Origin of the sequence: Arthrobacter sp. GCM10027362, assembly GCF_042679445.1 — a bacterium.
Lineage (GTDB): Bacteria > Actinomycetota > Actinomycetes > Actinomycetales > Micrococcaceae > Crystallibacter.
The window spans coordinates 1-20816 of record NZ_JBHTML010000053.1 but is presented as its reverse complement, the minus strand read 5'-3'; the positions used below and the strand labels follow the sequence as shown (position 1 = coordinate 20816).

The following is a 20816-nucleotide window of genomic DNA, read 5'->3' as shown; positions in this document are numbered from 1 at the left end:
AGAGGAAGGCTACGAGGAGGAAGGCGCCCCGGAGGCCGAAGAGGAAGGCTACGAGGAGGAAGGCGCCCCGGAGGCCGAAGAGGAAGGCTACGAGGAGGAAGGCGCCCCGGAGGCCGAAGAGGAAGGCTACGAGGAGGAGGTGCCCGAAGAAGAAGAGCAGCCAGCCCCGCGGCGGCGCTGAGGAAAGCTGATTCCGGGGCCGGCGAGGCGGGAAGTAAGAAAGCCCCGAACACGGGAGCTGCTTCACCCAAGGAGTAGGTACAACAATGACCAGCATTGCTCACCAACGGGGCGGCGGATCCATTGACCGCCCGCAATCGAGTTCTCTGGCAGACGTCCTGAATATCATCCTTGACAAAGGACTGGTGATTGACGCGTACGTCCGTGTCTCTCTGGTCGGCATTGAAATCCTCACCATTGATGCGCGCGTTGTCATTGCCAGCGTGGACACCTACCTGCGTTTTGCGGAGGCCACGAACCGCCTGGACCTCTACCAGCACGGCAAGGACCTCCCGGAAGTGATGGAAGGCCTGAACCGAGGCGGCGCCAAGGGGAAGACCAGCGGACTGCTCTCGGGCGTGAAGGACGCGCTGACCGGCAGCGATGATGACCGCGAACGCCGGGCGGAGGAACGTCCCCGCCAGAAGTTGGCCAGCCGACCGGAATCCAGTAAGTCGGAATGAAAGAGGACCAGATTAACCAAATGCCGGATCAATATGTGTACGGGATAGTCCCAGCGGGTTCTGCAATTCCGCCGGGACTATCCGGTGTGAGGGGCGAACCGGTGGACGTGGTCGTCGCCGGTGACTATGCGGCGGTGGTGACACCGGTCGGGGACGTCGAATCCCTTGGCACCCCGGAGGACTTGTTGGCCCACAGCGCAGTATTGGACGCGATTGCTGCAGCCGGGCCGGTGCTGCCGATGGTCTTCGGTACCGTCGTGCCCGATTCGGACGTGCTCACGGACGAAGTCCTGCCCTCGATGCAGGATTCCTACGACGCCGGTCTGCGCCGCATCGGGAATGCGGCGCAGTTTACCGTCCGGGCGCGCTACGTGCGTGACGTGGTGCTTGCCGAGATCGTCTCCGATAATCCTGAGGTTGCCAGGTTGCGCGAAGCCACCGCCGGTGTGAGCGAGGAAGCCTCCCACTTTGACCGGGTCCGGCTCGGTGAGCTGGTTGTCGAAGACCTCCGGCGGAAGGCCTCCAGTGATTCCACGGCCATCGTCAACGCGCTGGCTCCCCTGGCCCGGGAAACGGTCACCCGGGAAGCCAGCCAAGCTGACGACGTCGTCGAACTGGCGGCCTTGGTGGATCGTGGTTCCCAGGAACAATTCGAGCGGGAAGTCGGGAACCTGGCAAGGAATTCCGCCGGACGGATCACCTTCCGGCTGCTGGGTCCGCAGGCGCCCTATGACTTTGTGGGAGAGGTTTAGGCGTGGGCTTCTTCTCCGCGTTGCTTGGCCTGCCGCTGGCACCGGTCCGCGGTGTCGGCTGGATTGCCGAACGCGTGCTCGAGGAGGCAGAGCGCCAGTACTACGACCCCGGAATCATCCGCCGTAAGCTCGAGGAGGTGGCCGAAGCGAAAGAAGCAGGTACCATCTCGGCAGAGGAAGCCAACGCCTTGGAACAGGAACTGGTAGGACGGCTGATCGAAGCCAACAGGCGTCCGCGGCGGGAGGGGTAGCCGGCATGGCCGAGGAGCAGGGTGCCACCAGGAAACCACCCCCGCCCGGGAGCGAAGACGGCGGAGAGAAACCGGCCCGCAGGCCCGAATCCCGCAAATCCGTGGAAAGCCGTCCCGGTGGCTCCGGACCCGGGTCCGGAGCCACCGGCGGCAGGCCGTCCGAAGCCCGTCAGCCCCGTGACGACGCCGAGGGCGGGACCGGGGATCACGGCGCAACGCAGCATCATCCGGGCCGGGACGGCACCAGGATCAGCGCCGTGAAGGCGGCGCGGGCAGCCATGTCCCAGCTGGAGATGTTGACGAACCGGGAGGCCGAAGGCATCGTCGCCATCGGGAAGAACGATGACGGCGGCTGGACCGTGGTGGTGGAAGTGGTGGAAAGCCGGTACGTTCCGGCCACCAGCGACCTGCTGGCCGAATACGAGGTGGTCCTGGACAGAGACGGCGAGCTTGTGTCCTATTCCCGCGGCTCGCGCTATGTTCGCGGCCGCCCGCGGGGGGACTAACCGGGCTTCCGGCAGAACCAGGCAGGATACAGTTCGAAGGAAGGCTTCCCAGATCGTACGAGGCAAACATGACTCTGAGCAACGCCGGCGGACCGTCGGGACAAGGGCGTCTTGTTCCGGGCACGCCCCGCGGCCAGATCATGGAACCGCAGCGCAGCGGGGAAGGAACGCTCACGCACGTCATCGAGACTTTGCTCGACAAGGGCCTCGTGATCAATGCCGACATCATGGTTTCCGTAGCCGGGGTTGAACTCCTCGGTATCCGCATCCGTGCCGCCCTGGCATCGTTTGAAACCGCCGCCCGCTACGGACTGGAATTCCCGGCCGGCACCGACCGCGGCACCCTCGCCTGGAAGGAGGCGACCGAGGAGAAGGAGGCCTGCCCCGAATGCGGCAAGAGGGTTCCCGTGGAGGAGTTGCTGAACGATTCCTGCCCGTGGTGCGGATGGAAGAGTGCCCGCGCCCTCGCGGCAAATAGCTCCGGCGCCGAGGGCGCAAGGACCCGGATCAGCCCGCCGGACGACGCCTCCGGCGACAGCGGGGGTCCCGAGGACAGCCAGATACAGGCCGAAGAATAAATGGGAACGGGCCATGATGAGGCCATGCAGCCCACGCGGGACCCCCAGGCGACCTTGTCGGAGCTGGTTGATGCCCTGCTGAACAAGGGCGTTTACCTGGACTTGGACCTGGTCATCACCGTGGCCGACATCCCGCTGATTGGCATTAGCCTGCGCGCTGCCATCGCCGGCATGGAGACGATGCTCGAGTACGGCATGATGGAGGCCTGGGACGAACGCACCCGCGCCTGGGTCCGGGATTCCGTGTCCCGCCAGGTGTCGCTGCATGAGGGGGAAGACGTCGTGGCCAGGATGGCCGGGGGGTACTACTGGCAGGACCCGTACAGTGCCGCCGCCACCTGGCGGCATGGCAGCATCTACCTCACCACCGAGAGGCTGATTGTCTACCGGCGGGACCCGCAGGAGGTCCTGTGGCAGGCGGCCCTGGGCGAGATAGCCGGCACGGACCTGCGTACAGAGCCCTCCGTGGGTGGGGAAGCCCGCACCCGGCTGCTGGTGCGGACCAATGACGGTGCCACTGCGCTTTTGGCTGCGGCCGAACCGGGGCGGCTCAAGGACCTGGTGCGCAACGCCCGGCAAGGTAGCTTGGAAACCGGCCCCGGCACGTCGGGACCGGACAGCTCCGGCAGCAGCCCTGCCGGGGACAGCGCCGAGGAGCCGGACACACTGTTGTTCAAGGGTGACCTCTGGTACCAGGAGATCCGCGCTGCCGGCCCCGTATGGCGCAGCGGCGCGGGCAGGTATGACTCCCGGGAGGGATTCACTTGGCAGGACCCCGGCGACCGCCGCCCGGCAATCCGGCTGCAACCCGAAGAAATCACGGCGGTCGGCATGGAAGAGGCAGATGCGCCGGCGGGAAATTCCTCTATTCTGATCCTAGGTACGGCCGAAGGAACATTCCGCGTTGCCGGCCGGAGAGTGGAACAGTGGGCAATGCTGCTGCGGGGTGTGAGCGGCGCGGACCGCAGGCATACAGGCGTGCCGGAGGTTGATGATGACGCTGAAAGTTGACGAGGACAACCTGAAGAACGGCATCCTGACCCTCGTGGTAACGCTTGTCGAAGTCATCCAGGAGGCGCTCGAGAACCAGGCCGTGCGCCGGCTCGAAGGCGGGGACCTGACCGACGAGGAACAGGAGCGCCTGGGCAACGCGCTGCTGGAGCTGGACATGGCCATGGAGCAGATCAAGAAAGACCATGGCATAACCGGCTCCGTGGCGGATCTGCGCCGCGGCTTGGACGAGGTCGTTGACGAGGTCGTGGACAAACTCATCAACCCCGAGCGCTGGGCCCGGGAACGGGGCAAAGCCATCCGATGAGGGATTCCCCGGGCCTGTATGTCTACGCCGTGATCCCCGCCTCTGTTCCCGAGACTGCGCTTGGAACAGGCATTGACGCCGCCCCGCTCAAGCTGGTGGCCGCGGCGGACGGACCGGCCGCCGTCGTGCACGAACACCGCTCGGCCCCCTACAGCGGATCCGATGCCGACGTCCAACGCTGGGTGCTGGAACACGGCAACGTGGTCGAACGCTGCTGGGAGCAGGCGGGAACGGTACTGCCGATGAGCTTCAACGTCATTGTTGCGCCCGGTGACGGCGTCTCGGCCTCGGACCGTCTCGTCCGGTGGCTGGGGGCATCCGGCCCGGCACTCGCCGGGCGGCTCGACGCGCTCAGGGACCGGGTGGAGTTGCGGGTGGAAATCTCACTGGACCAGCACGTGGCCGCCGGGCATGATGTCCAGGTAGCTGCCCTGCGGGAGGAGATGCAGCAGCGGCCGGCAGGGGTACAGCGGCTGCTGCGGAAGCGGCTGGACAACATCGAACGCGGCATCGCCGAACAACTGGCGGACCGGCTTTATCCCCAGTACCGCCGCCGCCTGGCCGCCTTGTCCGAGGACCTTGCCGAGAACCGGCGCGCCCACCAGCCCCCGGATTCCGTATCAGTGCTCACCGTCGCCCTGCTGGTAGCCAGGGACGGGGTAGCGGAAGTCGGCCGCGAACTGACCTCCATCAGCGAGGAACAACACGCTGCGCAGATCCGGTTCCTGGGCCCGTGGCCCCCGTATTCCTTTGCTGATGTACCTGAGCTGAACCCGGAATAACCGCCGCCTTCGTGGTCGGCCGGCAGGGGCGACGGCAAACGCCCGGGCAGGAGCATCGGCATCCGTCCCTGGCAACAAGTGTTGTTGCGCCCGTCGGACGGGAACGAATCCCGGTTCCCAGCTTCCTACCGGTAAGGTTAGCTACGTTTGCAGCCTGCGCAAGACCGCGGAAGGAAGACACGCAACGATGCACGATGCAGCCACATTGAACATTGTGGTCCTGGTCAAGTATGTGCCGGATACCCAGTTCGACCGGCACTTGGGCGGCGGGGCCCACACCATTGACCGGTCCGAGAGTATCCTGTCGGAACTGGACGAGTACGCGGTTGAGACCGCGCTGCAGCTAATCGAAGCCCGCGGCGGCGCGAAGGCGGGGAACGCGGTGACCGCCCTGACCATGGGGCCGGCCGCGGCCGTCAATGCCGTCAAGAAGGCCCTGCAGTTGGGCGCCACCGACGGCGTGCATCTGGTTGATGACGCGCTCGCCGGTTCGGATGCGGCCGGCACCTCGCTGGCCCTCGCGGCAGCCATCAGGAGCCTCGGCCCGGTGGACCTGGTGATCACCGGCATGGCCTCCACGGACGGCGAGACCTCCCTGGTCCCGGCTCAGCTGGCGGAACGGCTGGGACTGCCGCAGGTCACCTTTGCTGCCTCGCTGGAGATCGACGGCGGTATGGTGACTGCCCGGCGCGACGCCGGCCCGCAGTCGGAAACCGTGCAGGCGCCGCTGCCGGCTCTCGTGTCCGTGACGGACCAGATCAACGAGCCCCGTTACCCGAACTTCAAGGGCATCATCGCGGCCAAGAAGAAGAAGGTGACCGAGCTGACCCTGGCCGACCTGGGCCTGGATGCCGCACAGGTCGGCTTGGCTGGAGCCTGGACCACGGTGCTGGCCGCAGAGCCCCGGCCGCCGCGCAGCCAGGGCACCATCATCACGGACGAGGGTGACGCAGGGATCAGGCTCGTGGATTTCCTTGCCTCGCGGAAGCTGCTTTAGGAGGACACCGGACATGGCTCAGACATCAAGGATCCTGGTATTCATCGACACCCCGGCCGGCCCCCTCCATAAGGCGCATCGCGAGTTGCTGACGCTGGCGGCATCCCTGGGCGAACCCGTGGCGGCCGTTACCGGCCCGTCCGACGGCACCCTGCTGACAGAACTGGGCAGCCACGGCGTGACCGCCGTGTACCGTCCGGCCGCTGAGCTGGAGGACAGCCTCGTGGCTCCCAAAGCCGCCTTCCTGGCCAATGCGGCAGGCGAGGCGGCCCCGGCCGCCGTACTGTTGGAGAACACCACCGAAGGCAAGGAAATTGCCGCCCGGCTGGGCATCAGGCTCTCCTCGGGCGTGATCACCGACGCGGTGGCGGTGGACCCGGACCTGACCGTGACCAAGAACGTACTCGCCGGCGCCTACACCGTGACCGCCAAGGTGACCGTCGGCACGCCGGTCATCACCGTCAAACCCAACAGCATCGAGGCCGCGGCCGGCTCCGCGGACGGAATGCCGGCCGTAGTCGAGGTCGACCCGGGCGATCCCGGCCCGGCCGCCCGGATCACCGGGCGTGCCGCCAGGCCGGCCACCGGGCGCCCGGATCTGGAAGAGGCCCGGGTGATCGTGGCCGGCGGCCGCGGCACGGACGGGGACTTCGGACCGATCGAGGAACTGGCCGACGCCCTCGGCGGCGCCGTCGGTGCCTCGCGGGCTGCCACGGACGCAGGCTGGATCGAGCATTCGGCCCAGATCGGCCAGACCGGCAAGACCGTCTCGCCGCAGCTGTACATCTCGGCAGGCATTTCCGGCGCCATCCAGCAGAAGGCCGGCATGCAGACGGCCCAGGTCATCGTGGCCGTGAACAAGGACGCGGATTCCCCGGTCTTCGAGATCGCGGACTTCGGCGTCGTCGGCGACCTCTTCAAGGTGCTGCCCCAGGCCGCCGCGGAAATCAGGAAGCGGAAGGGTTAGGCAACCGGTGGAAAACAGCGGTTTCAATCCCGCAGCAGGCGTCAGGCAGGTGCTGGTCTTCGCCGCGCATCCGGACGATGTCGACTTTGGTGCCGCCGGCACCATTGCCCGGTGGACCGCCGCGGGCGTCAAGGTCACCTACTGCATCATGACCGACGGCGATGCCGGCGGCTTCGACGAGTCGCACCGTGCCGGCATCATCGAGATGCGGGCGCGTGAGCAGGCAGCGGCCGCGGGGATCGTTGGGGTGGAGGATATCCGCTTCCTGGGTCAGCGGGACGGCTACCTGGAAGCCAGCCACGAGGTCATCAAGCTGGTGGCGGGACTGATCCGCGAAATCCGTCCGGATGTGGTCATGGCCATGCATCCGGAGCGCGCCTGGGACCGGATCCAGAAGAGCCACCCGGACCATCTGGCCTGCGGCGAGGCGGTGACCCGTGCGGTCTATCCCGCGGCGGAGAACCCCTACGCGTACCCGGACCTGGCCGAGGCGGGGCTGACCGCGTATAAGGTGCCCTATCTGTGGTTCTATGGCGGTCCGAGGGAACGGGACAACCATTTCGTGGACGTGACGGACCAGGTGGATGCCAAGCTGGCAGCTCTCCGGATCCATGCCAGCCAGCATCCGGACCTGGCCCGGATGGAAGCCACCGTCCGGCGGCACCTGCTGGACAATGCGCAGCGCTGCGGACTGGGGCAGGGCCGCAGCGCCGAGGTGTTCCACGTCGTCGGCATCAATACGCCCGATACCTTCGCCGGCTTTTAGGAGTGCACGGGGCCCTTCGCGGCGCGCCGGGAAGGGCCCCGTGCCGGTTTCTTATTTCTTGAGCGGGATGGTGACCGCGAAGGGCAGGGTCGGCGACTGTGAGCCGCCGCGCGGTTCCAGCGTGGCGGCCAGGACCTTGTAACCGGCAATGTTCTCAATGACCGCAGGTTTGGCGCCGGAGATGTTCTCCTCGCCGAGCATGCCGGCGGAGACCGGGGCGGAGCCGTCGGCCGGCACCTTCCACAGCTGGTAGACCTCGTTCCGACCCGGCGGCGTCAGGCCTTGGAAGCCGACGACGGCGGCGTTCCGGCTGCGTGAAACCTCCACCGAGGCGGTGCCGCCGGGAGCCTGCACGGAGCTGCTGGCAAGGTCCGGGGCCCGGCGGACGGCCTCCTCGGTGGAACCGTCGAGGGTCCGGAAGAGGGTGAATCCGCCGACAGCCAGGACGATGACGGCCACCACGGCGAGCAACCACTTCACGGCCGCGGTTGTTGGCCGTCCCGGGGCGCCGTCGTCGTTGTCCGATGTGAGCTGGTCTGCGTGCAGAACCGAGTTGTCGAAGTCCTGTTCCGGGCCGGAGGATTGCCCGTCCCCGGGTCGTGCGTTGTTCTTGTCCGGTGTTGCTGGCGTTTCCATATATGCCCAGCATACGGGCGCGGCGTGGCCGTGTGTTGGAGGATGCGGCTCCGGGCGCGGCCCGGGTCCGGCCTAGGGCCTGGCGCCGGCGAAACCGTGCTGCCGCCAGGCTTCGTAGACGGCAATGGAGGCGGAGTTGGCCAGGTTCAGGGACCGCAGGGACGGCAGCATCGGCAGCCGCACCCGTGCCGTCACGTGCAGGTCCTGCTTGACGGACTCGGGCAGGCCCACGGACTCAGGTCCGAACATCAGGACATCGCCCGGGAGGTAGCTGATGTCCGTGTAGGAGCGTTCCCCCTCCGAGGTGAAGGCGTAGACGTTGTCCGGCTGCAGCACCTGCCATGCATCCTCGAGGGTCTTGTGGACGTGCACGACGGCGAGGTCGTGGTAGTCCAGCCCGGCCCGCCGCAGCTTGGCGTTTTCGAAGGTGAAGCCCAGCGGTTCCACCAGATGCAGCTCGGCACCGGTGACGGCGGCCAGGCGGATGGCATTTCCGGTATTTCCGGGGATCTCGGGAGTGTAGAAGAGGATGCGGAACACGGCTTCCATCTTATGTCCCGGCCAGGCCGCCCCTGGAACGCTACCGGTGCATGCCCGCCAGCAGCCGCGCCAGGGACGGGACATGGACGGTGTTCGGCGCGGGACCGGAGGAGAGGAACTGCTTGAGCTCGCGGACCAGCCGCGCCGCATTGACCACGTGGACCGGCCCGTAGCCGCCGGGATCGTAGCCGCGCGCGTAGTCGATTACGGGTTCGTGCAGGTTACCGTCGGAGCTGTGGATAACGATCCAGCCCTGCACATTCAGTTCCGGGAAGAGGTCCTGCATGCGTCGAACCGCCGGAGCCAGCCGCGGCGGTTCCACCACCCGGCCGTCCTTGTACAGGGTGCGCCCGTCCCACCTGAAAATGCCCCTGGGCAGCAGCATCGAGTCGATCAGGGCCAGGCGGTAGCCCGCAAGCAGGGCATGGTCGATATAGCCGTGCTCGCCCGGGGCGTGCAGCCCGTTGACCAGCCGGGCCGACGGCATGTTGGTCAGGATCTGCTGGGATAGCAGTGCAACGGTGCGGGCCTCGCGTTGCAGCCGGGCGGCGGCACCGAAGATCCCGCGCTTGCGCGGCACCCCGTGGATCTGCTGCCGGGCGACCGACAGCGGCACCGTGGTGGACGCCTCGGCGGAGTCGTAGGACGGTACATAGGCCGCCGGCATGGAGCCGGCGGCCCGGTCCCCGGGCCCCCTGGTCGGGGTGGCAAAGTCAGGTCTCGCGGAATATGCGTCGGACGGGGACGCCGTGCGGGAGACCTGGCCGGTGCCTCCGTAGGATCGGTCGTACAGCCTTCGCGCCTGCGGGTCGCTGAGGACCTCGTAGGCCAGGGTGACCTCGTGGAAGTGGGCCGCATCGCCACCACGGTCGGGATGGGTGGCCCGGGCCGCCTTTCGGTAGGCTGCCTTGATCTGGCGCTCGGTGGCGTTCGTGGGCACTCCCAGGATCTCGTAATGGGAGGGGGGAGTCACACAGGTGCCTTTCCATGCAGGGACTGTCGGCCGGCTCTGAAGAATTCAACGTCTGCGCCCCCGCGCCGGTTCCGCCGGCACCGCCCCGGAAGACGCCGAAGCGCTCAGGTGCCGGGCCGGGCAGCCGTGTAGCGCAGCAGCAGCATGCCGCCGGATTCGAGGATGTGCACCAGCTGCATGTTCTGGAGCGCATGCTCGGGCACCCCGTCCGCAATCCGCTTTCCGGTGCCGCCGGCGAGCACCGGAGAGAGCGTCAGGCACAGCTCGTCCACCAGTCCTGCGGCCTGGAAGGCGCCGAACAGCACGGGCCCGCCCTCGCTGTGGATGCTGTGGTGGCCGCGTTCGGCCAGCGCCGCCACCATCCGCGCCGGCTCCGTGCCGGTGTCGACGAGATCGGCCACCTCCGCCAGCGCCCGGCGCCGTCCGGCATCGGCCCCGGCCGAGGCCAGCAGCAGCGGCCGTACCGGCGCCTGTGCGAAGAACCCGCTGTCGGGGTCCAGGTTCAGGGACCCGGAGACCACCGCGACCGCAGGGTGTGCGGGCAGGCCTCGATCGCTGCGCCAGCGGCGGTCCGCCTCGGCGAGCAGCGAACCGGCGTAGCCCTCCGCCCGGACCGTCCCGGCACCGACCAGGATCACGTCAGCCTGTCGCCGCAGCAGCGTGAAAACGTGTTGGTCGACGGCGTCGCCCAAGCCGCCGGCGCGGCCTTCATGGGTGGCCGCACCGTCGAGGCTGGAGACAAAGTTGAACCGTACCCACGCGGTCCCGCGGTCCGGCACCGAATACCACTCCAGCAGCTGTTCGTCCGTGGCGTCCCGGACGGCGTCAGGAAATACGCGGTTGATCGGGCGCAGGCGGCCGGAGCCGCTCATGCCTGCCCTGCAGGCTCGTTGATCTCGCCCATGTTGTGCTTGAGGTAGGCGGGCAGCCGCCAGCCCAAGGCCGCCTCGGCCAGCCGGACCGCGGAACTGGACTCGGGAATACTGTGCATGCGGACGATGCGGGCACCGTTCATGATGCACATCACGGCCGCAGCCAGTGACCCCGCCAGTCGGTCCTGCTTCGGCTGGTTGAGCGTCTCCCCGATGAAGTCCTTGTTGGACACGGCCGCCAGCGCGGGGAAGCCCAAGGCGGCGATTTCGGCGAAGCGGCGGGTGATTTCCAGCGAATGCAGTGTGTTCTTGTTCAGGTCGTGGCCGGGGTCGATGATGATCTTTTCCGCAGGGATGCCCAGCTCGACGGCCAGGTCCACCTTTCGGCGCAGGAAATGGGCAACTTCCTTGACCACGTCCTGGTACTGCGGCCGCGGGTAGACGGTCCGCGGCGCCGCCAGGGAATGGGTGATCACCAGGTGGACGCCGGCGTCGGCGACCACCGCGGCCATATCCTTATCCTGCAGTCCGGTGGTGTCGTTGATGACGTTGGCGCCGGCCTTGATGGCGGCCGCGGCGACCTCGGGCAGGTAGGTATCCGCCGAGATGACCACGTCCGAGGCGGCCCGGACGGCCTCGATGACCGGCACGATCCGCTCCGCTTCCTCGGCCGCCGGCAACGCCGGACCGGGCGCAAAGGGAACGCCGCCGACGTCCACCCAGTCAGCGCCGTCGTCCACCGCCTGCAGCGCGGCCCCTACCGCGGCGTCGAGCGCGAAGGTGCGGCCGCCGTCGTAGAACGAATCCGGTGTCCGGTTGATGATTGCCATCAGGGCCACCTGCCGGCTGAAGTCGATCTGCCGGCTCCCGAACGCATGGACCGGATGCCGCAGGACGGGCATGAAGGCGCCGGAAAGGCCCTCGTCGGCGGCAGGTACTGTCACAGGCTGGTCAACTCCTTGGCCGGGTCGGACAGCTCCGCGGCGCTGACACTGCGCCCGGAACGGATGAGGTCCTGGATGGCGTCCTGCACATCCCAGACATTTACATTCATACCAGCCACCACCTTCGAATCCCGCAGCCAGAACGCGATGAATTCCAGTTCCGCCGGATTCCCGCGGAACACCGGCTCGCCCGTGGCCCAGGGGAAGAAGCCCGAGTATTCCATCCCGATATCGAACTGGTCCGTGTAGAAATAGGGGATATCGTCATTGACCGCGTCCTGGCCAAGCATGGCCTTCGCCGCCGTCTTGCCTTGGGCGATCGCATTGGCCCAGTGCTCGCTGCGCAGCCGTGCGCCGAGGACCGGATGGAAGGCATTGGCCACATCCCCTGCCGCATAGACATCCGTGGCGGAGGTCAGCAGCGAGCGGTCGGTATCGATCCCCTGCGAGAGGGCCAGGCCGGAGGCTGCCGCCAGTGCCGTGTTCGGCACGGCGCCGATGGCTGCCAGCACCAGGTCGGCCTCCAGACGTTCGCCATCGTCGAGCACGACGGCGGCCGCCCGGCCCCCGGCCCCGGCAATTTCGGCGGGCCTGCGGCCGGTGCGGAAGCTGACGCCTTCGGCCCGGTGCCTGTCGGTGAACAGCGAGCCGATCCGCGGTCCGAGCGCAGTGGCCAGCGGGATCCCGCCCGGGCCCACCACGGTCACCTCGTGGCCCAGCTGCCGCGCCGTCGCCGCCACTTCCATCCCGATCCAGCCCAGGCCGATGACCACGAGCCGCCGGTTGCCGCCGGCCAGGGCCTCGCGCAGCGAGCGGCTGTCGTCGATGGTGCGCAGGTAACGGACCCCCTCCAGCGACGAGCCCGGGATATCCAGCCGGCGCGGAAGGGCGCCGGTGGCAACCAGGAACTTTGAGTAGGCCAGCGAGCCGCCGCGGGAGAGTGTTGCCGTATGCGCGGCGGTATCGATGAACTCGACGGATTCGCCCAGCTTGACGTCGACGTCCTGTTCGTCGTACCAAGCGGGAGCTTCGATGCGGCCGTCCTCGGCAGATTCCTTGCCCGCAAGGAAGGCCTTGGACAGCGGCGGTCGCAGGTACGGGTAGTGCGGCTCGGCCCCGACCAGGGTGAGTTTGCCTTCGAAGCCCTCCTCCCGCAAGGTCTTCGCCGCGGTCGCGCCGGCCAGCCCTGCACCGGCAATGATGATGTGGTTCGAGCTCATGATGCGTTCCTTGTCCGGAACTGCCGCCGCGGTCCCTGCTCCGACCATAGGAACGGACCCGGTGCAAGTCAACGGGCCCGAACGGCCGCTGTGGAAACAGCAGGCCGCACGCATATCCGCCAACTTCGGACCCGGGGCACCGGGCGACGCCGGTGCGGAGACGGCTGCAGCAGGCCAGGCTGTTCCCTCCGGAATTGTGGCTGATCCCGGGAACGCCGCCTGCCGCACCGCCTTGGTGCGGGGCACCCGTCCGGCACTGTGACTTCGTCCGTCCGTGGAGCCGCCGCCCAATCCGGGCGGATCGACATCGCCGGCAGTGTCGGCCCCGCTTGGCGTCCTTCGGTGGGAGGGAAGCCCTGCGGTTCAAGCCGCTGTCGCCCGGACGGTAAAATAACCGTGTGCCCGTGTATCTTGACCACGCGGCGACCACGCCCATTTCGGCGCAGGCCCTGGCCGCACTCACCCGTGAACTCAGCCGCTGCGGAAACCCTTCCTCCCTGCACGGCTCCGGCCGGCGTGCCCGCCGGGTGGTGGAGGAAGCCCGCGAGGTGATTGCCGCGGCCGTCGGTGCCCACCCTTCCGAGGTGGTTTTCACCTCCGGCGGTACCGAGGCGGACAACCTCGCCGTCAAGGGGCTGTACTGGTCCCGGCGGAACGAGGACCAGCGGCGGCGGAAGATCATCTGCTCCCCGGTGGAGCACCATGCGGTGCTGGATACGGTCGAATGGCTTCAACGGCACGACGGCGCCGAGGTGTGCTGGCTGCCGGTGGACGATTACGGCGTGGTGTCCGTGGACGCCGTGCGTGCCGAGATCGCCTCCGATCCCGGTGCCGTTGCCCTGGTCACCGTGATGTGGGCCAACAACGAAGTCGGTTCGGTGCAGCCGGTGGCCGAAATCGCCAGGCTTGCCAACGAATACGGCATTCCGATGCATTCGGACGCGGTGCAGGCCTTCGGCTCGCTGCCGCTGTCCTTTGCCGGATCCGGGCTGGCCACGATGGCCATCAGCGGCCACAAGATCGGCGGCCCGGTAGGTGTCGGGGCGCTGCTGGTGGGCCGCGCGGTGAAGCTGACGCCGGTGCTGCATGGCGGCGGCCAGGAGCGGGAGATCCGCTCGGGCACCTTGGACACGCCGTCGATCGCGGCCCTGGCCGCAGCAGCGGAAGCCGCCGTCGGGCATCTGCCCGAGGAGGGGCCGCGGCTGGCGAGGCTGCGGGAAAAGCTGATCGCGGGTGTCGTCGGCGCTGTTCCCGAAGCAGTGCTGCGGGGCACGCCGGATCCGGAACTGGCCGGCCTGCGCCTGCCGGGCAACGCACATTTCACCTTCCCCGGCTGCGAGGGGGATTCGCTGCTGTTCCTGCTGGACCTGGCGGGGATTGAGTCTTCCACCGGCTCGGCCTGCACCGCCGGGGTTCCCCGTCCGTCGCATGTGCTGCTGGCGATGGGGCTGACCGAGGAGCAGGCCCGGGGGGCGCAGCGGTTCAGCCTCGGGCATACTTCGACGGAGTCCGACGTTGAAGCACTGGTGGCCGCGTTGCCGGAAGCCTACGCGCGGGCCCGGAAGGCTGGCATGGCCGGCCATGCCTCCAGCATCCGGACCGCCGGTACGCAGCACCTGTAGCGGTACAACGGCGGAACGTCTACGAGAACACGAGGATTGGTTATGAAGGTACTGGCAGCGATGAGCGGCGGCGTGGATTCGGCCGTGGCGGCAGCGCGTGCCGTGGACGCCGGCCACGACGTCGTCGGGGTGCACCTGGCGCTGTCCCGCATGCCCGGAACGCTGCGGACCGGCAGCCGCGGCTGCTGCACCATCGAGGATTCCCGGGACGCCTGGCGCGCCTGCGACATCCTGGGCATTCCCTACTATGTCTGGGATTTTTCCGAGCGGTTCAAGGAAGACGTGGTCGATGATTTCATCGCCGAATACGCCGCCGGGCGCACCCCGAATCCGTGCATGCGCTGCAACGAGCGGATCAAGTTCGCCGCCCTGCTGGAAAAGGCCCTCGCGCTGGGGTTCGATGCCGTCTGTACCGGCCACTATGCCAAGGTCATCGAGGACGAACACGGCAACCGGGAACTGCACCGGGCGGCGGACTGGGCCAAGGACCAGTCCTATGTCCTCGGCGTCCTGACGCATGAGCAGCTCAAGCATTCGATGTTCCCGCTGGCCGACACCCCGTCCAAGGCCGAAGTCCGTGCCGAGGCGGCACGCCGCGGCCTGTCCGTGGCGAACAAGCCGGACAGCCATGACATCTGCTTCATCGCCGACGGCGATACCCGCGGCTGGCTGGCCGAGAAGATTGAAATGCAGCCCGGCGAAATCGTGGATGAAACCGGTGCGGTGGTGGGCGGCCACGACGGCGCCAACGCCTTCACCGTGGGCCAGCGCCGCGGCCTGAAGCTGGGCCGTCCGGCCGCCGACGGCAAGCCCCGTTTTGTGCTGGAGATCCGGCCCAAGGAGAACAAGGTCGTGGTGGGACCCGAGGCGCTGCTGGCGGTGGACCAGCTGCGCGGAATCAAAGTGTCCTGGGCCGGGCTGCCCATCCCCGCGGTGGGGGCGGGATCCGAGTTCGACTGCATGGTCCAGGTCCGCGCCCACGGGGACCCGGTGCCGGCCCGGGCCCGGGTGGAACTCGACGGCAGCCGGCAGCAGCTGGCGCTGACGCTGGTGGAGCCGATGCGCGGTGTCGCCCCCGGCCAGACGATGGTGCTGTACCAGGGCACCCGGGTGCTGGGACAGGCCACCATTGATTCGGCACGCTCCCTGGGCTGGAATCCGGCGCGGGTCTCCTGACACACGCACCCGTATCGGGGCGTGGTCCCGTCCCGCAGTGAGGGACGCCGGCCCGGGCTTCCAGCTGCCCATCAGCCGTGCCATTTACCCCTGGCGGAAGCGCGCCGGTTGCCGCCTGTGCCTTAAGCCCGGCGGGAACGGGATTCCCGCCGTCGCCTTCCCGGCTGCAGGGCCGCTGTTTTGACCGGTGCCAATTCGGCTGTGGCGGCAGCCGGGAAGCCACTGGCTATTTTGTCAGCAGCAAGCCGTACTGTTCCTGCCAAGGAGTTCCCTCGATGGAGTGGCCGTCAGAGACGGCCAGGGAAGGTGAGCGACGATGGAGATGACTCCGGACAATGTCAGGCGCGTGGTGGCCGCCCTTGCCGCCAAATGCCCTCCCGTCGATTCCCAGCCCGCCCCGCCGCGGCCGAAGGTTCGTCGAAAGGTGCCTTCGGCCGGGAGGGCCGGCGGAGAGCACGATCGCCGCGAGCGCACCGGCCGTGGTGAAGAACGGGGAGCGTGAGGTTCTCCGGGCGGGGTGGCCGTCTGCGGGGCAGCTTCACACAAGGCAGGCCCTTGCGCACCGGGGCCCGGCGAAACAATAGACTGGACGCATGACTGAACCGCACGCCGCCGATCCCTTCGATCCCTCAGCCAGTTCTCTCTCGGGGCAGGTGACCCCGGAGGTGATGGACGAGCTCCTTGCCGTACGGGGCAGTATCGACAACATCGACGCGACTTTGGTCTATCTGCTGGCCGAACGGTTCAAGGCGACCCAGCGCGTGGGCTACCTGAAGGCCCGGCACAAGCTGCCCGCGGCGGACCCGGACCGGGAAACGGCCCAGATCGAGCGCCTGCGCCGGTTGGCCGAGGAGGCCCACCTGGATCCGGCCTTCGCGGAGAAGTTCCTGAACTTCATCATTTCCGAGGTGATCCGCCACCACCAGGCGATCGCCGAAAACCACGGTTCCGCCGCGGACCACGTCGGGGAACCGACGAGTGGCCGCTGAGGCATCCGCGGCCGGGGCCAGGCCGGAACGCCCTTCCGTCGTCGCTGCCACGGCGCTGGGCAGCTGGCCCGGAACGGACCCGGTGGAAGCGGCCCGCACGGTCCGCGGCGAGCTGGGCGAACCGAACCTGCCGCACCTGGTGGAACTGCCGGACCGCGGGATCGGCTCGGACCCGGTGGGGCGTACCGCCGGGATGCTGGTCGAACTGGCCGTGGACGTCCAGCCGCACGGCTGGCGGCTGGTGGACCGCCCCGGCCAAGACCAGCGCCGGGCCGTTGCCGCACTGGCCACGGACCTGAATGTCCTGGCCGACGTGGTCGGGGCGGAGGAGGACCCGGGCTGGCAGCTGAAGCTGCAGCTGCGCGGCCCGCTGTCCCTGGCTGCCAATCTCTATCTGCATACCGGCGAGCGGGCGCTGCTCGATGCCGGTGCCCGCCGGGACATTGCCCAGTCGCTGGCCGCCGGCGCCGCGGAGCACCTGGCCAGGGTGGCCGGGTCTGTTCCAGCCGGAACGCAGCTGGTGGTCCAGCTTGACGAGCCGGAAATCGACAGGGTGCTCGCCGGCTCCATTCCGACCGCCAGCGGCTACCGCACGCTGCGCTCCATTCCCGGCCCCGAGGTCGCACAGGCCTGGCAGGCGGTGATTGACGCGCTGCGCGAGGCCGGGGCCGCTGAGATCGTGCTGGCCGTTCCCGCTGCCGATGCGGCGATCGAGGCGGTCGCCGGCGTCGATGCGGACGGTTTCGCCGTGCCGGCGGCCGGCCTGGATACGCGCCGCTGGGAAGCCATCGCGGCTGCCGTCGAGGCGGACCGCAGGATCTGGCTGGGCGCCGTGGACACCGCCAATCCGGCCGCGCAGGTACCCCAGGTCAAACAGCTCGTGGAGTCCGTGCTGCGTCCGTGGCGCCAATTGGGCCTGCCCGAGGCCAGCCTGCCGCAGCTGCGCATCACCCCGTCCACCGGTCTGGCCGGGCATTCGCTGGCCGCCGCCCGGCAGGTCTTGACCCGGCTGGGACAGTTGGCGGACGCCCTCAACCAAGTGGTCGCCGAAGCCTAGGGTGTCCCGCTCCCGGGCTGGTAGCTGAAAGTGCCCTCGTATTCGAGCACCGTGCCCAGTTGGCGCTGGATGACCTTGGTGCGGATCCTGAACCGGCCCTCGGCCCGGTCCCACCATTGTTCCGTGAACGCAACGGCCTCCAGCAGCCGGGGCAATGGCAGGAACCATGGGCCGGCCAGCAGCCGGGCACGGCGGGATACCAGGCGCATTCGGCCGCCGGTGCCGACGCTGCATTCCAGGTCTGTCGCAAGCAGTCCGCTGCGGCCCAGCCGGTTGAGCAGCACGCCCCGGGACGGATCCCACGAAGTGGTGTCCTCCATGATGCGCGTCCGGCCGGCAAAACCCACCGTCCTGACGGCGGTCAGGGCCGGCCGTCCGGCGGCATCCGGATGCGCCCGGTTCACGATGCTGAATGGGACATTGCGCTGGTATTCCGGGAACAGCGAGCGGTCCCGCCCGGTCAGCCGCAGCAGCGGCCGCAGCGCCGGAAGTGGACAGCCGGCGACGTCGAACATGCCGGTTCCGGTTCCGACGGCATGGGTCCCGGACGGATCCAGGCTGAAGTATTCCTGCAGTTCGGGCTGCAGCCGGGCGAATGCGGCCCCCATCGCCAGCCGGTAAACGGACACGGTCCTGCCTCCTAAAGCCGGCCGGCGGCCTTGAGCTGGATATATTTGTCGGCCAGCGCCGGCGGCAGTTCGTGCGGTGTGGCGTCAACCACCTCGGCCCCCAGCTGGCGGATTGCGGCTGTCACGGCAGAGCGCTCCAGCAACGCGCGTTCGGCGGCAGCGGCGCGGAAGGTTTCGGTGGCCGTCCCGCGCATCTGCCGCAGTTCGTCCAGGTAGGGGTCCCGGACCGAGGCCACCACCACCATGTGTTTGGCGGTCAGCTGGGCCAGCACGGGCAGCAGCCCCTCCTCGGCGGCCCCCGAGTCCAGCGCGGTAAGCAGCACCACCAGCGAGCGGTGCGAAGCGACGGCCCGGACCTGGGCGGGGACCTGGCTCCAGTCCGTTTCGATCAGCTCGGAGTCCAAAGGGGCCATCGCCGTGACCAGCTGGTTGAGCATATTGGACTTGTCGGAGGACTTGACCCGGGCCCGCACCCGCCGGTCGAAGGCCAAAAAATCCACCCGGTCCCCGCCGTGTTCGGCCAGCACCGCCAGCAGCAGGGCCGCCTCGATGCCGGTGTCGAGCCGCGGTTCGTCCTCGATCCGGGCGGCGGAGGTTCGGGAGGTGTCCAGCACGATCACGACGCGGCGGTCCCGTTCCGGCCGCCAGGTGCGCACGACGACGGTCTGCCGCCTGGCGGTGGCCCGCCAATCGATGGAGCGCACGTCGTCGCCGCGCACGTAGTCCCGCAGCGAGTCGAATTCGGTTCCGGCGCCGCGGATCTGCACGGCCGCCTTGCCGTCGAGTTCGCGCAGCTTACGCAGCTTTGAGGGCAGGTGGCGCTTGGCGTGGAAGGCCGGGAGCACGCGCAGCACACCTGGTGCGGCCAGGGTGCGCTGCCGGGCAGCCATGCCCAGCGGCCCGAAGGAGCGGACCGCGACGTGGTGGGCCAACAGGTCCCCGCGCCGCTGCGGCCGCAGCCGGACGGGCATGATCCGGCGTTCTCCGGCCGGCACGCACAGCTGCTGCACCGGGTCCGCGGCTCCGGCCGAGGGCTGCCAACCGTCCCGGACCCGGGCCCGCAGGGCGCGCCTGCCGGTGTTGGTCAGTTCGATCCGGGCCGTGCAGTCCTCGCCCAACCGGACGCTGGCAGGCAGCGACCGGCGGATAAGCACCCGGCGCGGGGAGGCGGCCAGCAGCAGGTCGGCGCCCAGGACGGCGGCCAGCAGCAGCAGCCACCACAGCGCCGTCGTGCCCGAAGGGAAGAGCAGCAGCGGAATCGCGCCGGCCAGCGCCAGCAGAATGAACCGTCCGGTCAGTGCCATCGAAGCTCCAGCGGCGGCCGTCAGCGCGGCACCGGCACGGTGGCCAGGATGTTCTGCAGCACGTCGTCGGCCTGGACGCCGTCCATCTGGGCCTCCGGCCGCAGCAGCACCCGGTGGCGCAGTGCCGGCAGGGTCAGGGCCTTGACGTCGTCCGGGGTGACGAAGCTGCGCCCGGTGAGCCAGGCCCAGGCCTTGGAGGTGTTCAGCAGCGCGGTGGCACCGCGGGGCGAGACGCCCAGCTGGAAGGACGGGGCGGACCGGGTGGCGCGGACAATGTCCACGATGTAGGCGAGCACCTCGGGCGAAATGGCCACGCGGGCGACCTCGGCCCGGGCCAGGGCCAGGTCAGCGGCGGACGCGGCCGGCCGCACCCCGGCGGCGGCGAGGTCGCGCGGATTGAAGCCGAGGCTGTGGCGCCGGATGATTTCGATCTCCGCGTCGCGTTCGGGCAGCGGCATGGTCAGCTTGAGCAGGAAACGGTCCAGCTGCGCCTCCGGCAGCGGGTAGGTGCCCTCGTACTCGACGGGGTTCTGCGTGGCGGCGACAATAAAGGGTTCGGGTAGTTTCCGGGAAACGCCGTCCGCGGAGACCTGGCGTTCCTCCATCGCCTCCAGCAGCGAGGCCTGGGTCTTCGGCGGAGTACGGTTGATCTCGTCCGCGAGCAGGATGTTGGTGAAGACCGGTCCCTCCCGGAAGGTGAATTCGGCCGTGTGCGTGTCATAGACGAGCGAGCCGGTGACATCGCCCGGCATCAGGTCCGCGGTGAACTGGATCCGTTTGGTCTGCAGGCTCAGGGCGGCCGAGAGCGTGCGCACCAGCAGGGTCTTGGCCACGCCGGGCACGCCTTCGAGCAGCACATGCCCATTCGAGAGCAGGGCGATCAGCAGGCCGGTCACGGTCGCATCCTGGCCCACCACGGCCTTGGCCACCTCGGTGCGGACATCGAGCAGTGCTTGCCGGGGCCGGTTCGCCCCGCCGGCGGCATCCGCGGCATCTTCCCAGGGTGCTTCGAGCTGCGGATTGGAGTGGTGCTGCTCGCTCATCGGTGGATTACCTCTTTCTCTAGGGCCTGCAGATCCTGCGCCCAGCCGGCCAGCTGGGATTCGGTGCCGGGGGTGTGGGTGCGCAGCAGCTGGTCGATCCGGGCCGGAGTGTACCGGGCCGCGGCCCCGGACGGCGGGGCGGCCGCGGCGTCCAGTGCGGTGATGGTGGCATGGACGACGGCGGCGGCGTCGGCCCGTGGGCCCAGCCGCA

The 20816-nt window shown here is 68.6% G+C and carries 25 protein-coding genes and 1 pseudogene; 16 read left to right on the top strand and 10 right to left on the bottom strand.

All coding sequences use genetic code 11. The features are described 5' to 3' along the window. From ACFQ36_RS10115 to ACFQ36_RS10060, 12 genes are all read left to right on the top strand, one after another. Nucleotides 1-181 (top strand): hypothetical protein (locus ACFQ36_RS10115; RefSeq protein ID WP_377013204.1); only part of this gene is annotated, 181 nt, incomplete at its 5' end. A gap of 85 nt (nucleotides 182-266) precedes the next feature. Further along, complete coding sequence (gene gvpJ / locus ACFQ36_RS10110) at nucleotides 267-683, top strand: gas vesicle protein GvpJ (RefSeq protein WP_377013202.1); 417 nt, start codon at nucleotides 267-269, stop codon at nucleotides 681-683. Further along, nucleotides 680-1435, top strand: coding sequence for a GvpL/GvpF family gas vesicle protein (locus ACFQ36_RS10105; RefSeq protein WP_377013200.1), 756 nt, complete (start codon nucleotides 680-682; stop codon nucleotides 1433-1435). The genes gvpJ (ACFQ36_RS10110) and ACFQ36_RS10105 overlap by 4 nt, the downstream gene beginning before the upstream one ends. 2 nt (nucleotides 1436-1437) lie before the next feature. Next, entirely contained in the window at nucleotides 1438-1686 is a 249-nt protein-coding gene (locus tag ACFQ36_RS10100) for a gas vesicle protein GvpG (protein ID WP_377013198.1), read from the top strand. A gap of 5 nt (nucleotides 1687-1691) precedes the next feature. Beyond that, nucleotides 1692-2192, top strand: a complete 501-nt coding sequence (locus ACFQ36_RS10095; protein WP_377013196.1) for a gas vesicle protein — start codon at nucleotides 1692-1694, stop codon at nucleotides 2190-2192. A gap of 140 nt (nucleotides 2193-2332) precedes the next feature. Further along, the gene (gene gvpJ / locus ACFQ36_RS10090; RefSeq protein WP_377013194.1) at nucleotides 2333-2770 is read left to right on the top strand and encodes a gas vesicle protein GvpJ; all 438 of its coding nucleotides are present in this window, start codon (nucleotides 2333-2335) and stop codon (nucleotides 2768-2770) included. After that, entirely contained in the window at nucleotides 2771-3781 is a 1011-nt protein-coding gene (locus ACFQ36_RS10085; RefSeq protein ID WP_377013192.1) for a gas vesicle protein, read from the top strand. After that, a complete protein-coding gene (locus ACFQ36_RS10080) occupies nucleotides 3765-4088 on the top strand; it encodes a gas vesicle protein K (RefSeq protein ID WP_377013190.1) in 324 nt (107 codons plus the stop codon). Before ACFQ36_RS10085 ends, ACFQ36_RS10080 begins: the two co-directional genes overlap by 17 nt. Further along, nucleotides 4085-4870, top strand: a complete 786-nt coding sequence (locus ACFQ36_RS10075) for a GvpL/GvpF family gas vesicle protein (protein ID WP_377013188.1) — start codon at nucleotides 4085-4087, stop codon at nucleotides 4868-4870. Before ACFQ36_RS10080 ends, ACFQ36_RS10075 begins: the two co-directional genes overlap by 4 nt. 187 nt (nucleotides 4871-5057) lie before the next feature. Further along, the gene (locus tag ACFQ36_RS10070; protein ID WP_377013186.1) at nucleotides 5058-5867 is read left to right on the top strand and encodes an electron transfer flavoprotein subunit beta/FixA family protein; all 810 of its coding nucleotides are present in this window, start codon (nucleotides 5058-5060) and stop codon (nucleotides 5865-5867) included. Nucleotides 5868-5880: 13 nt separating this feature from the next. Further along, nucleotides 5881-6834: an electron transfer flavoprotein subunit alpha/FixB family protein gene (locus tag ACFQ36_RS10065; RefSeq protein WP_377013184.1), complete on the top strand. Its 954-nt coding sequence runs from the start codon at nucleotides 5881-5883 to the stop codon at nucleotides 6832-6834. 7 nt (nucleotides 6835-6841) lie between these two features. Further along, nucleotides 6842-7600, top strand: a complete 759-nt coding sequence (locus ACFQ36_RS10060; RefSeq protein WP_377013182.1) for a PIG-L deacetylase family protein — start codon at nucleotides 6842-6844, stop codon at nucleotides 7598-7600. Nucleotides 7601-7651: 51 nt separating this feature from the next. Here ACFQ36_RS10060 and ACFQ36_RS10055 read toward each other — a convergent pair whose 3' ends face one another. From ACFQ36_RS10055 to ACFQ36_RS10030, 6 genes are all read right to left on the bottom strand, one after another. After that, nucleotides 7652-8236 (bottom strand): anti-sigma factor, encoded by a 585-nt coding sequence (locus tag ACFQ36_RS10055; protein ID WP_377013180.1) that lies wholly within the window; start codon nucleotides 8234-8236, stop codon nucleotides 7652-7654. Between the two features lie 72 nt (nucleotides 8237-8308). Next, on the bottom strand, nucleotides 8309-8776 hold the full coding sequence (locus ACFQ36_RS10050) for a tRNA (cytidine(34)-2'-O)-methyltransferase (protein ID WP_377013178.1): 468 nt from the start codon (nucleotides 8774-8776) through the stop codon (nucleotides 8309-8311). Nucleotides 8777-8816: 40 nt separating this feature from the next. Continuing rightward, nucleotides 8817-9749 carry a J domain-containing protein gene (locus ACFQ36_RS10045; RefSeq protein ID WP_377013176.1) on the bottom strand — a complete coding sequence of 311 codons (933 nt, stop codon included), beginning with the start codon at nucleotides 9747-9749 and terminating at the stop codon, nucleotides 8817-8819. A gap of 104 nt (nucleotides 9750-9853) precedes the next feature. After that, on the bottom strand, nucleotides 9854-10621 hold the full coding sequence (locus ACFQ36_RS10040) for a pyrimidine reductase family protein (RefSeq protein WP_377013174.1): 768 nt from the start codon (nucleotides 10619-10621) through the stop codon (nucleotides 9854-9856). Beyond that, nucleotides 10618-11523, bottom strand: coding sequence for a dihydropteroate synthase (folP, locus tag ACFQ36_RS10035; RefSeq protein WP_377013207.1), 906 nt, complete (start codon nucleotides 11521-11523; stop codon nucleotides 10618-10620). Before folP ends, ACFQ36_RS10040 begins: the two co-directional genes overlap by 4 nt. 38 nt (nucleotides 11524-11561) lie before the next feature. Beyond that, nucleotides 11562-12785 (bottom strand): NAD(P)/FAD-dependent oxidoreductase, encoded by a 1224-nt coding sequence (locus ACFQ36_RS10030; RefSeq protein WP_377013172.1) that lies wholly within the window; start codon nucleotides 12783-12785, stop codon nucleotides 11562-11564. A 398-nt stretch (nucleotides 12786-13183) separates the two neighbouring features. Here ACFQ36_RS10030 and ACFQ36_RS10025 point away from each other — a divergent pair, with 398 nt between their 5' ends. From ACFQ36_RS10025 to ACFQ36_RS10010, 4 genes are all read left to right on the top strand, one after another. Next, a complete protein-coding gene (locus tag ACFQ36_RS10025) occupies nucleotides 13184-14407 on the top strand; it encodes a cysteine desulfurase family protein (protein ID WP_377013170.1) in 1224 nt (407 codons plus the stop codon). 42 nt (nucleotides 14408-14449) lie between these two features. After that, nucleotides 14450-15583 (top strand): tRNA 2-thiouridine(34) synthase MnmA, encoded by a 1134-nt coding sequence (gene mnmA / locus ACFQ36_RS10020; RefSeq protein ID WP_377013168.1) that lies wholly within the window; start codon nucleotides 14450-14452, stop codon nucleotides 15581-15583. 593 nt (nucleotides 15584-16176) lie between these two features. Next, complete coding sequence (locus ACFQ36_RS10015) at nucleotides 16177-16572, top strand: chorismate mutase (RefSeq protein ID WP_377013166.1); 396 nt, start codon at nucleotides 16177-16179, stop codon at nucleotides 16570-16572. After that, the gene (locus ACFQ36_RS10010; protein WP_377013165.1) at nucleotides 16562-17629 is read left to right on the top strand and encodes a hypothetical protein; all 1068 of its coding nucleotides are present in this window, start codon (nucleotides 16562-16564) and stop codon (nucleotides 17627-17629) included. Before ACFQ36_RS10015 ends, ACFQ36_RS10010 begins: the two co-directional genes overlap by 11 nt. Here the strand turns inward: ACFQ36_RS10010 and ACFQ36_RS10005 are convergent. The 4 genes and pseudogenes from ACFQ36_RS10005 to ACFQ36_RS09990 all read right to left on the bottom strand — a co-directional run. Continuing rightward, nucleotides 17626-18258 (bottom strand): DUF4166 domain-containing protein, encoded by a 633-nt coding sequence (locus ACFQ36_RS10005; RefSeq protein WP_377013163.1) that lies wholly within the window; start codon nucleotides 18256-18258, stop codon nucleotides 17626-17628. The two genes, ACFQ36_RS10010 and ACFQ36_RS10005, sit on opposite strands and share 4 nt — an antisense overlap. 11 nt (nucleotides 18259-18269) lie before the next feature. Beyond that, on the bottom strand, nucleotides 18270-19562 hold the full coding sequence (locus ACFQ36_RS10000; protein WP_377013161.1) for a DUF58 domain-containing protein: 1293 nt from the start codon (nucleotides 19560-19562) through the stop codon (nucleotides 18270-18272). A gap of 20 nt (nucleotides 19563-19582) precedes the next feature. Then, nucleotides 19583-20605, bottom strand: coding sequence for an AAA family ATPase (locus ACFQ36_RS09995; RefSeq protein ID WP_377013159.1), 1023 nt, complete (start codon nucleotides 20603-20605; stop codon nucleotides 19583-19585). Continuing rightward, nucleotides 20602-20816: pseudogene (locus tag ACFQ36_RS09990) on the bottom strand (hypothetical protein); the annotation flags it as partial. The gene ACFQ36_RS09995 and the pseudogene ACFQ36_RS09990, both read right to left, overlap by 4 nt.

Excerpts from the sequence above, each read along its gene's own strand:
- ACFQ36_RS10085 (WP_377013192.1), top strand. The coding sequence starts at position 2,771 with ATGGGAACGGGCCATGATGAGGCCATGCAGCCCACGCGGGACCCCCAG.
- ACFQ36_RS10030 (WP_377013172.1), bottom strand. The coding sequence starts at position 12,785 with ATGAGCTCGAACCACATCATCATTGCCGGTGCAGGGCTGGCCGGCGCG.
- folP (WP_377013207.1), bottom strand. The coding sequence starts at position 11,523 with ATGCCCGTCCTGCGGCATCCGGTCCATGCGTTCGGGAGCCGGCAGATC.
- ACFQ36_RS10040 (WP_377013174.1), bottom strand. The coding sequence starts at position 10,621 with ATGAGCGGCTCCGGCCGCCTGCGCCCGATCAACCGCGTATTTCCTGAC.
- ACFQ36_RS09995 (WP_377013159.1), bottom strand. The coding sequence starts at position 20,605 with ATGAGCGAGCAGCACCACTCCAATCCGCAGCTCGAAGCACCCTGGGAA.
- ACFQ36_RS10070 (WP_377013186.1), top strand. The coding sequence starts at position 5,058 with ATGCACGATGCAGCCACATTGAACATTGTGGTCCTGGTCAAGTATGTG.
- gvpJ (WP_377013202.1), top strand. The coding sequence starts at position 267 with ATGACCAGCATTGCTCACCAACGGGGCGGCGGATCCATTGACCGCCCG.
- ACFQ36_RS10080 (WP_377013190.1), top strand. The coding sequence starts at position 3,765 with ATGACGCTGAAAGTTGACGAGGACAACCTGAAGAACGGCATCCTGACC.
- gvpJ (WP_377013194.1), top strand. The coding sequence starts at position 2,333 with ATGGAACCGCAGCGCAGCGGGGAAGGAACGCTCACGCACGTCATCGAG.
- ACFQ36_RS10015 (WP_377013166.1), top strand. The coding sequence starts at position 16,177 with ATGACTGAACCGCACGCCGCCGATCCCTTCGATCCCTCAGCCAGTTCT.
- ACFQ36_RS10075 (WP_377013188.1), top strand. The coding sequence starts at position 4,085 with ATGAGGGATTCCCCGGGCCTGTATGTCTACGCCGTGATCCCCGCCTCT.
- ACFQ36_RS10000 (WP_377013161.1), bottom strand. The coding sequence starts at position 19,562 with ATGGCACTGACCGGACGGTTCATTCTGCTGGCGCTGGCCGGCGCGATT.
- mnmA (WP_377013168.1), top strand. The coding sequence starts at position 14,450 with ATGAAGGTACTGGCAGCGATGAGCGGCGGCGTGGATTCGGCCGTGGCG.
- ACFQ36_RS10065 (WP_377013184.1), top strand. The coding sequence starts at position 5,881 with ATGGCTCAGACATCAAGGATCCTGGTATTCATCGACACCCCGGCCGGC.
- ACFQ36_RS10105 (WP_377013200.1), top strand. The coding sequence starts at position 680 with ATGAAAGAGGACCAGATTAACCAAATGCCGGATCAATATGTGTACGGG.
- ACFQ36_RS10055 (WP_377013180.1), bottom strand. The coding sequence starts at position 8,236 with ATGGAAACGCCAGCAACACCGGACAAGAACAACGCACGACCCGGGGAC.
- ACFQ36_RS10095 (WP_377013196.1), top strand. The coding sequence starts at position 1,692 with ATGGCCGAGGAGCAGGGTGCCACCAGGAAACCACCCCCGCCCGGGAGC.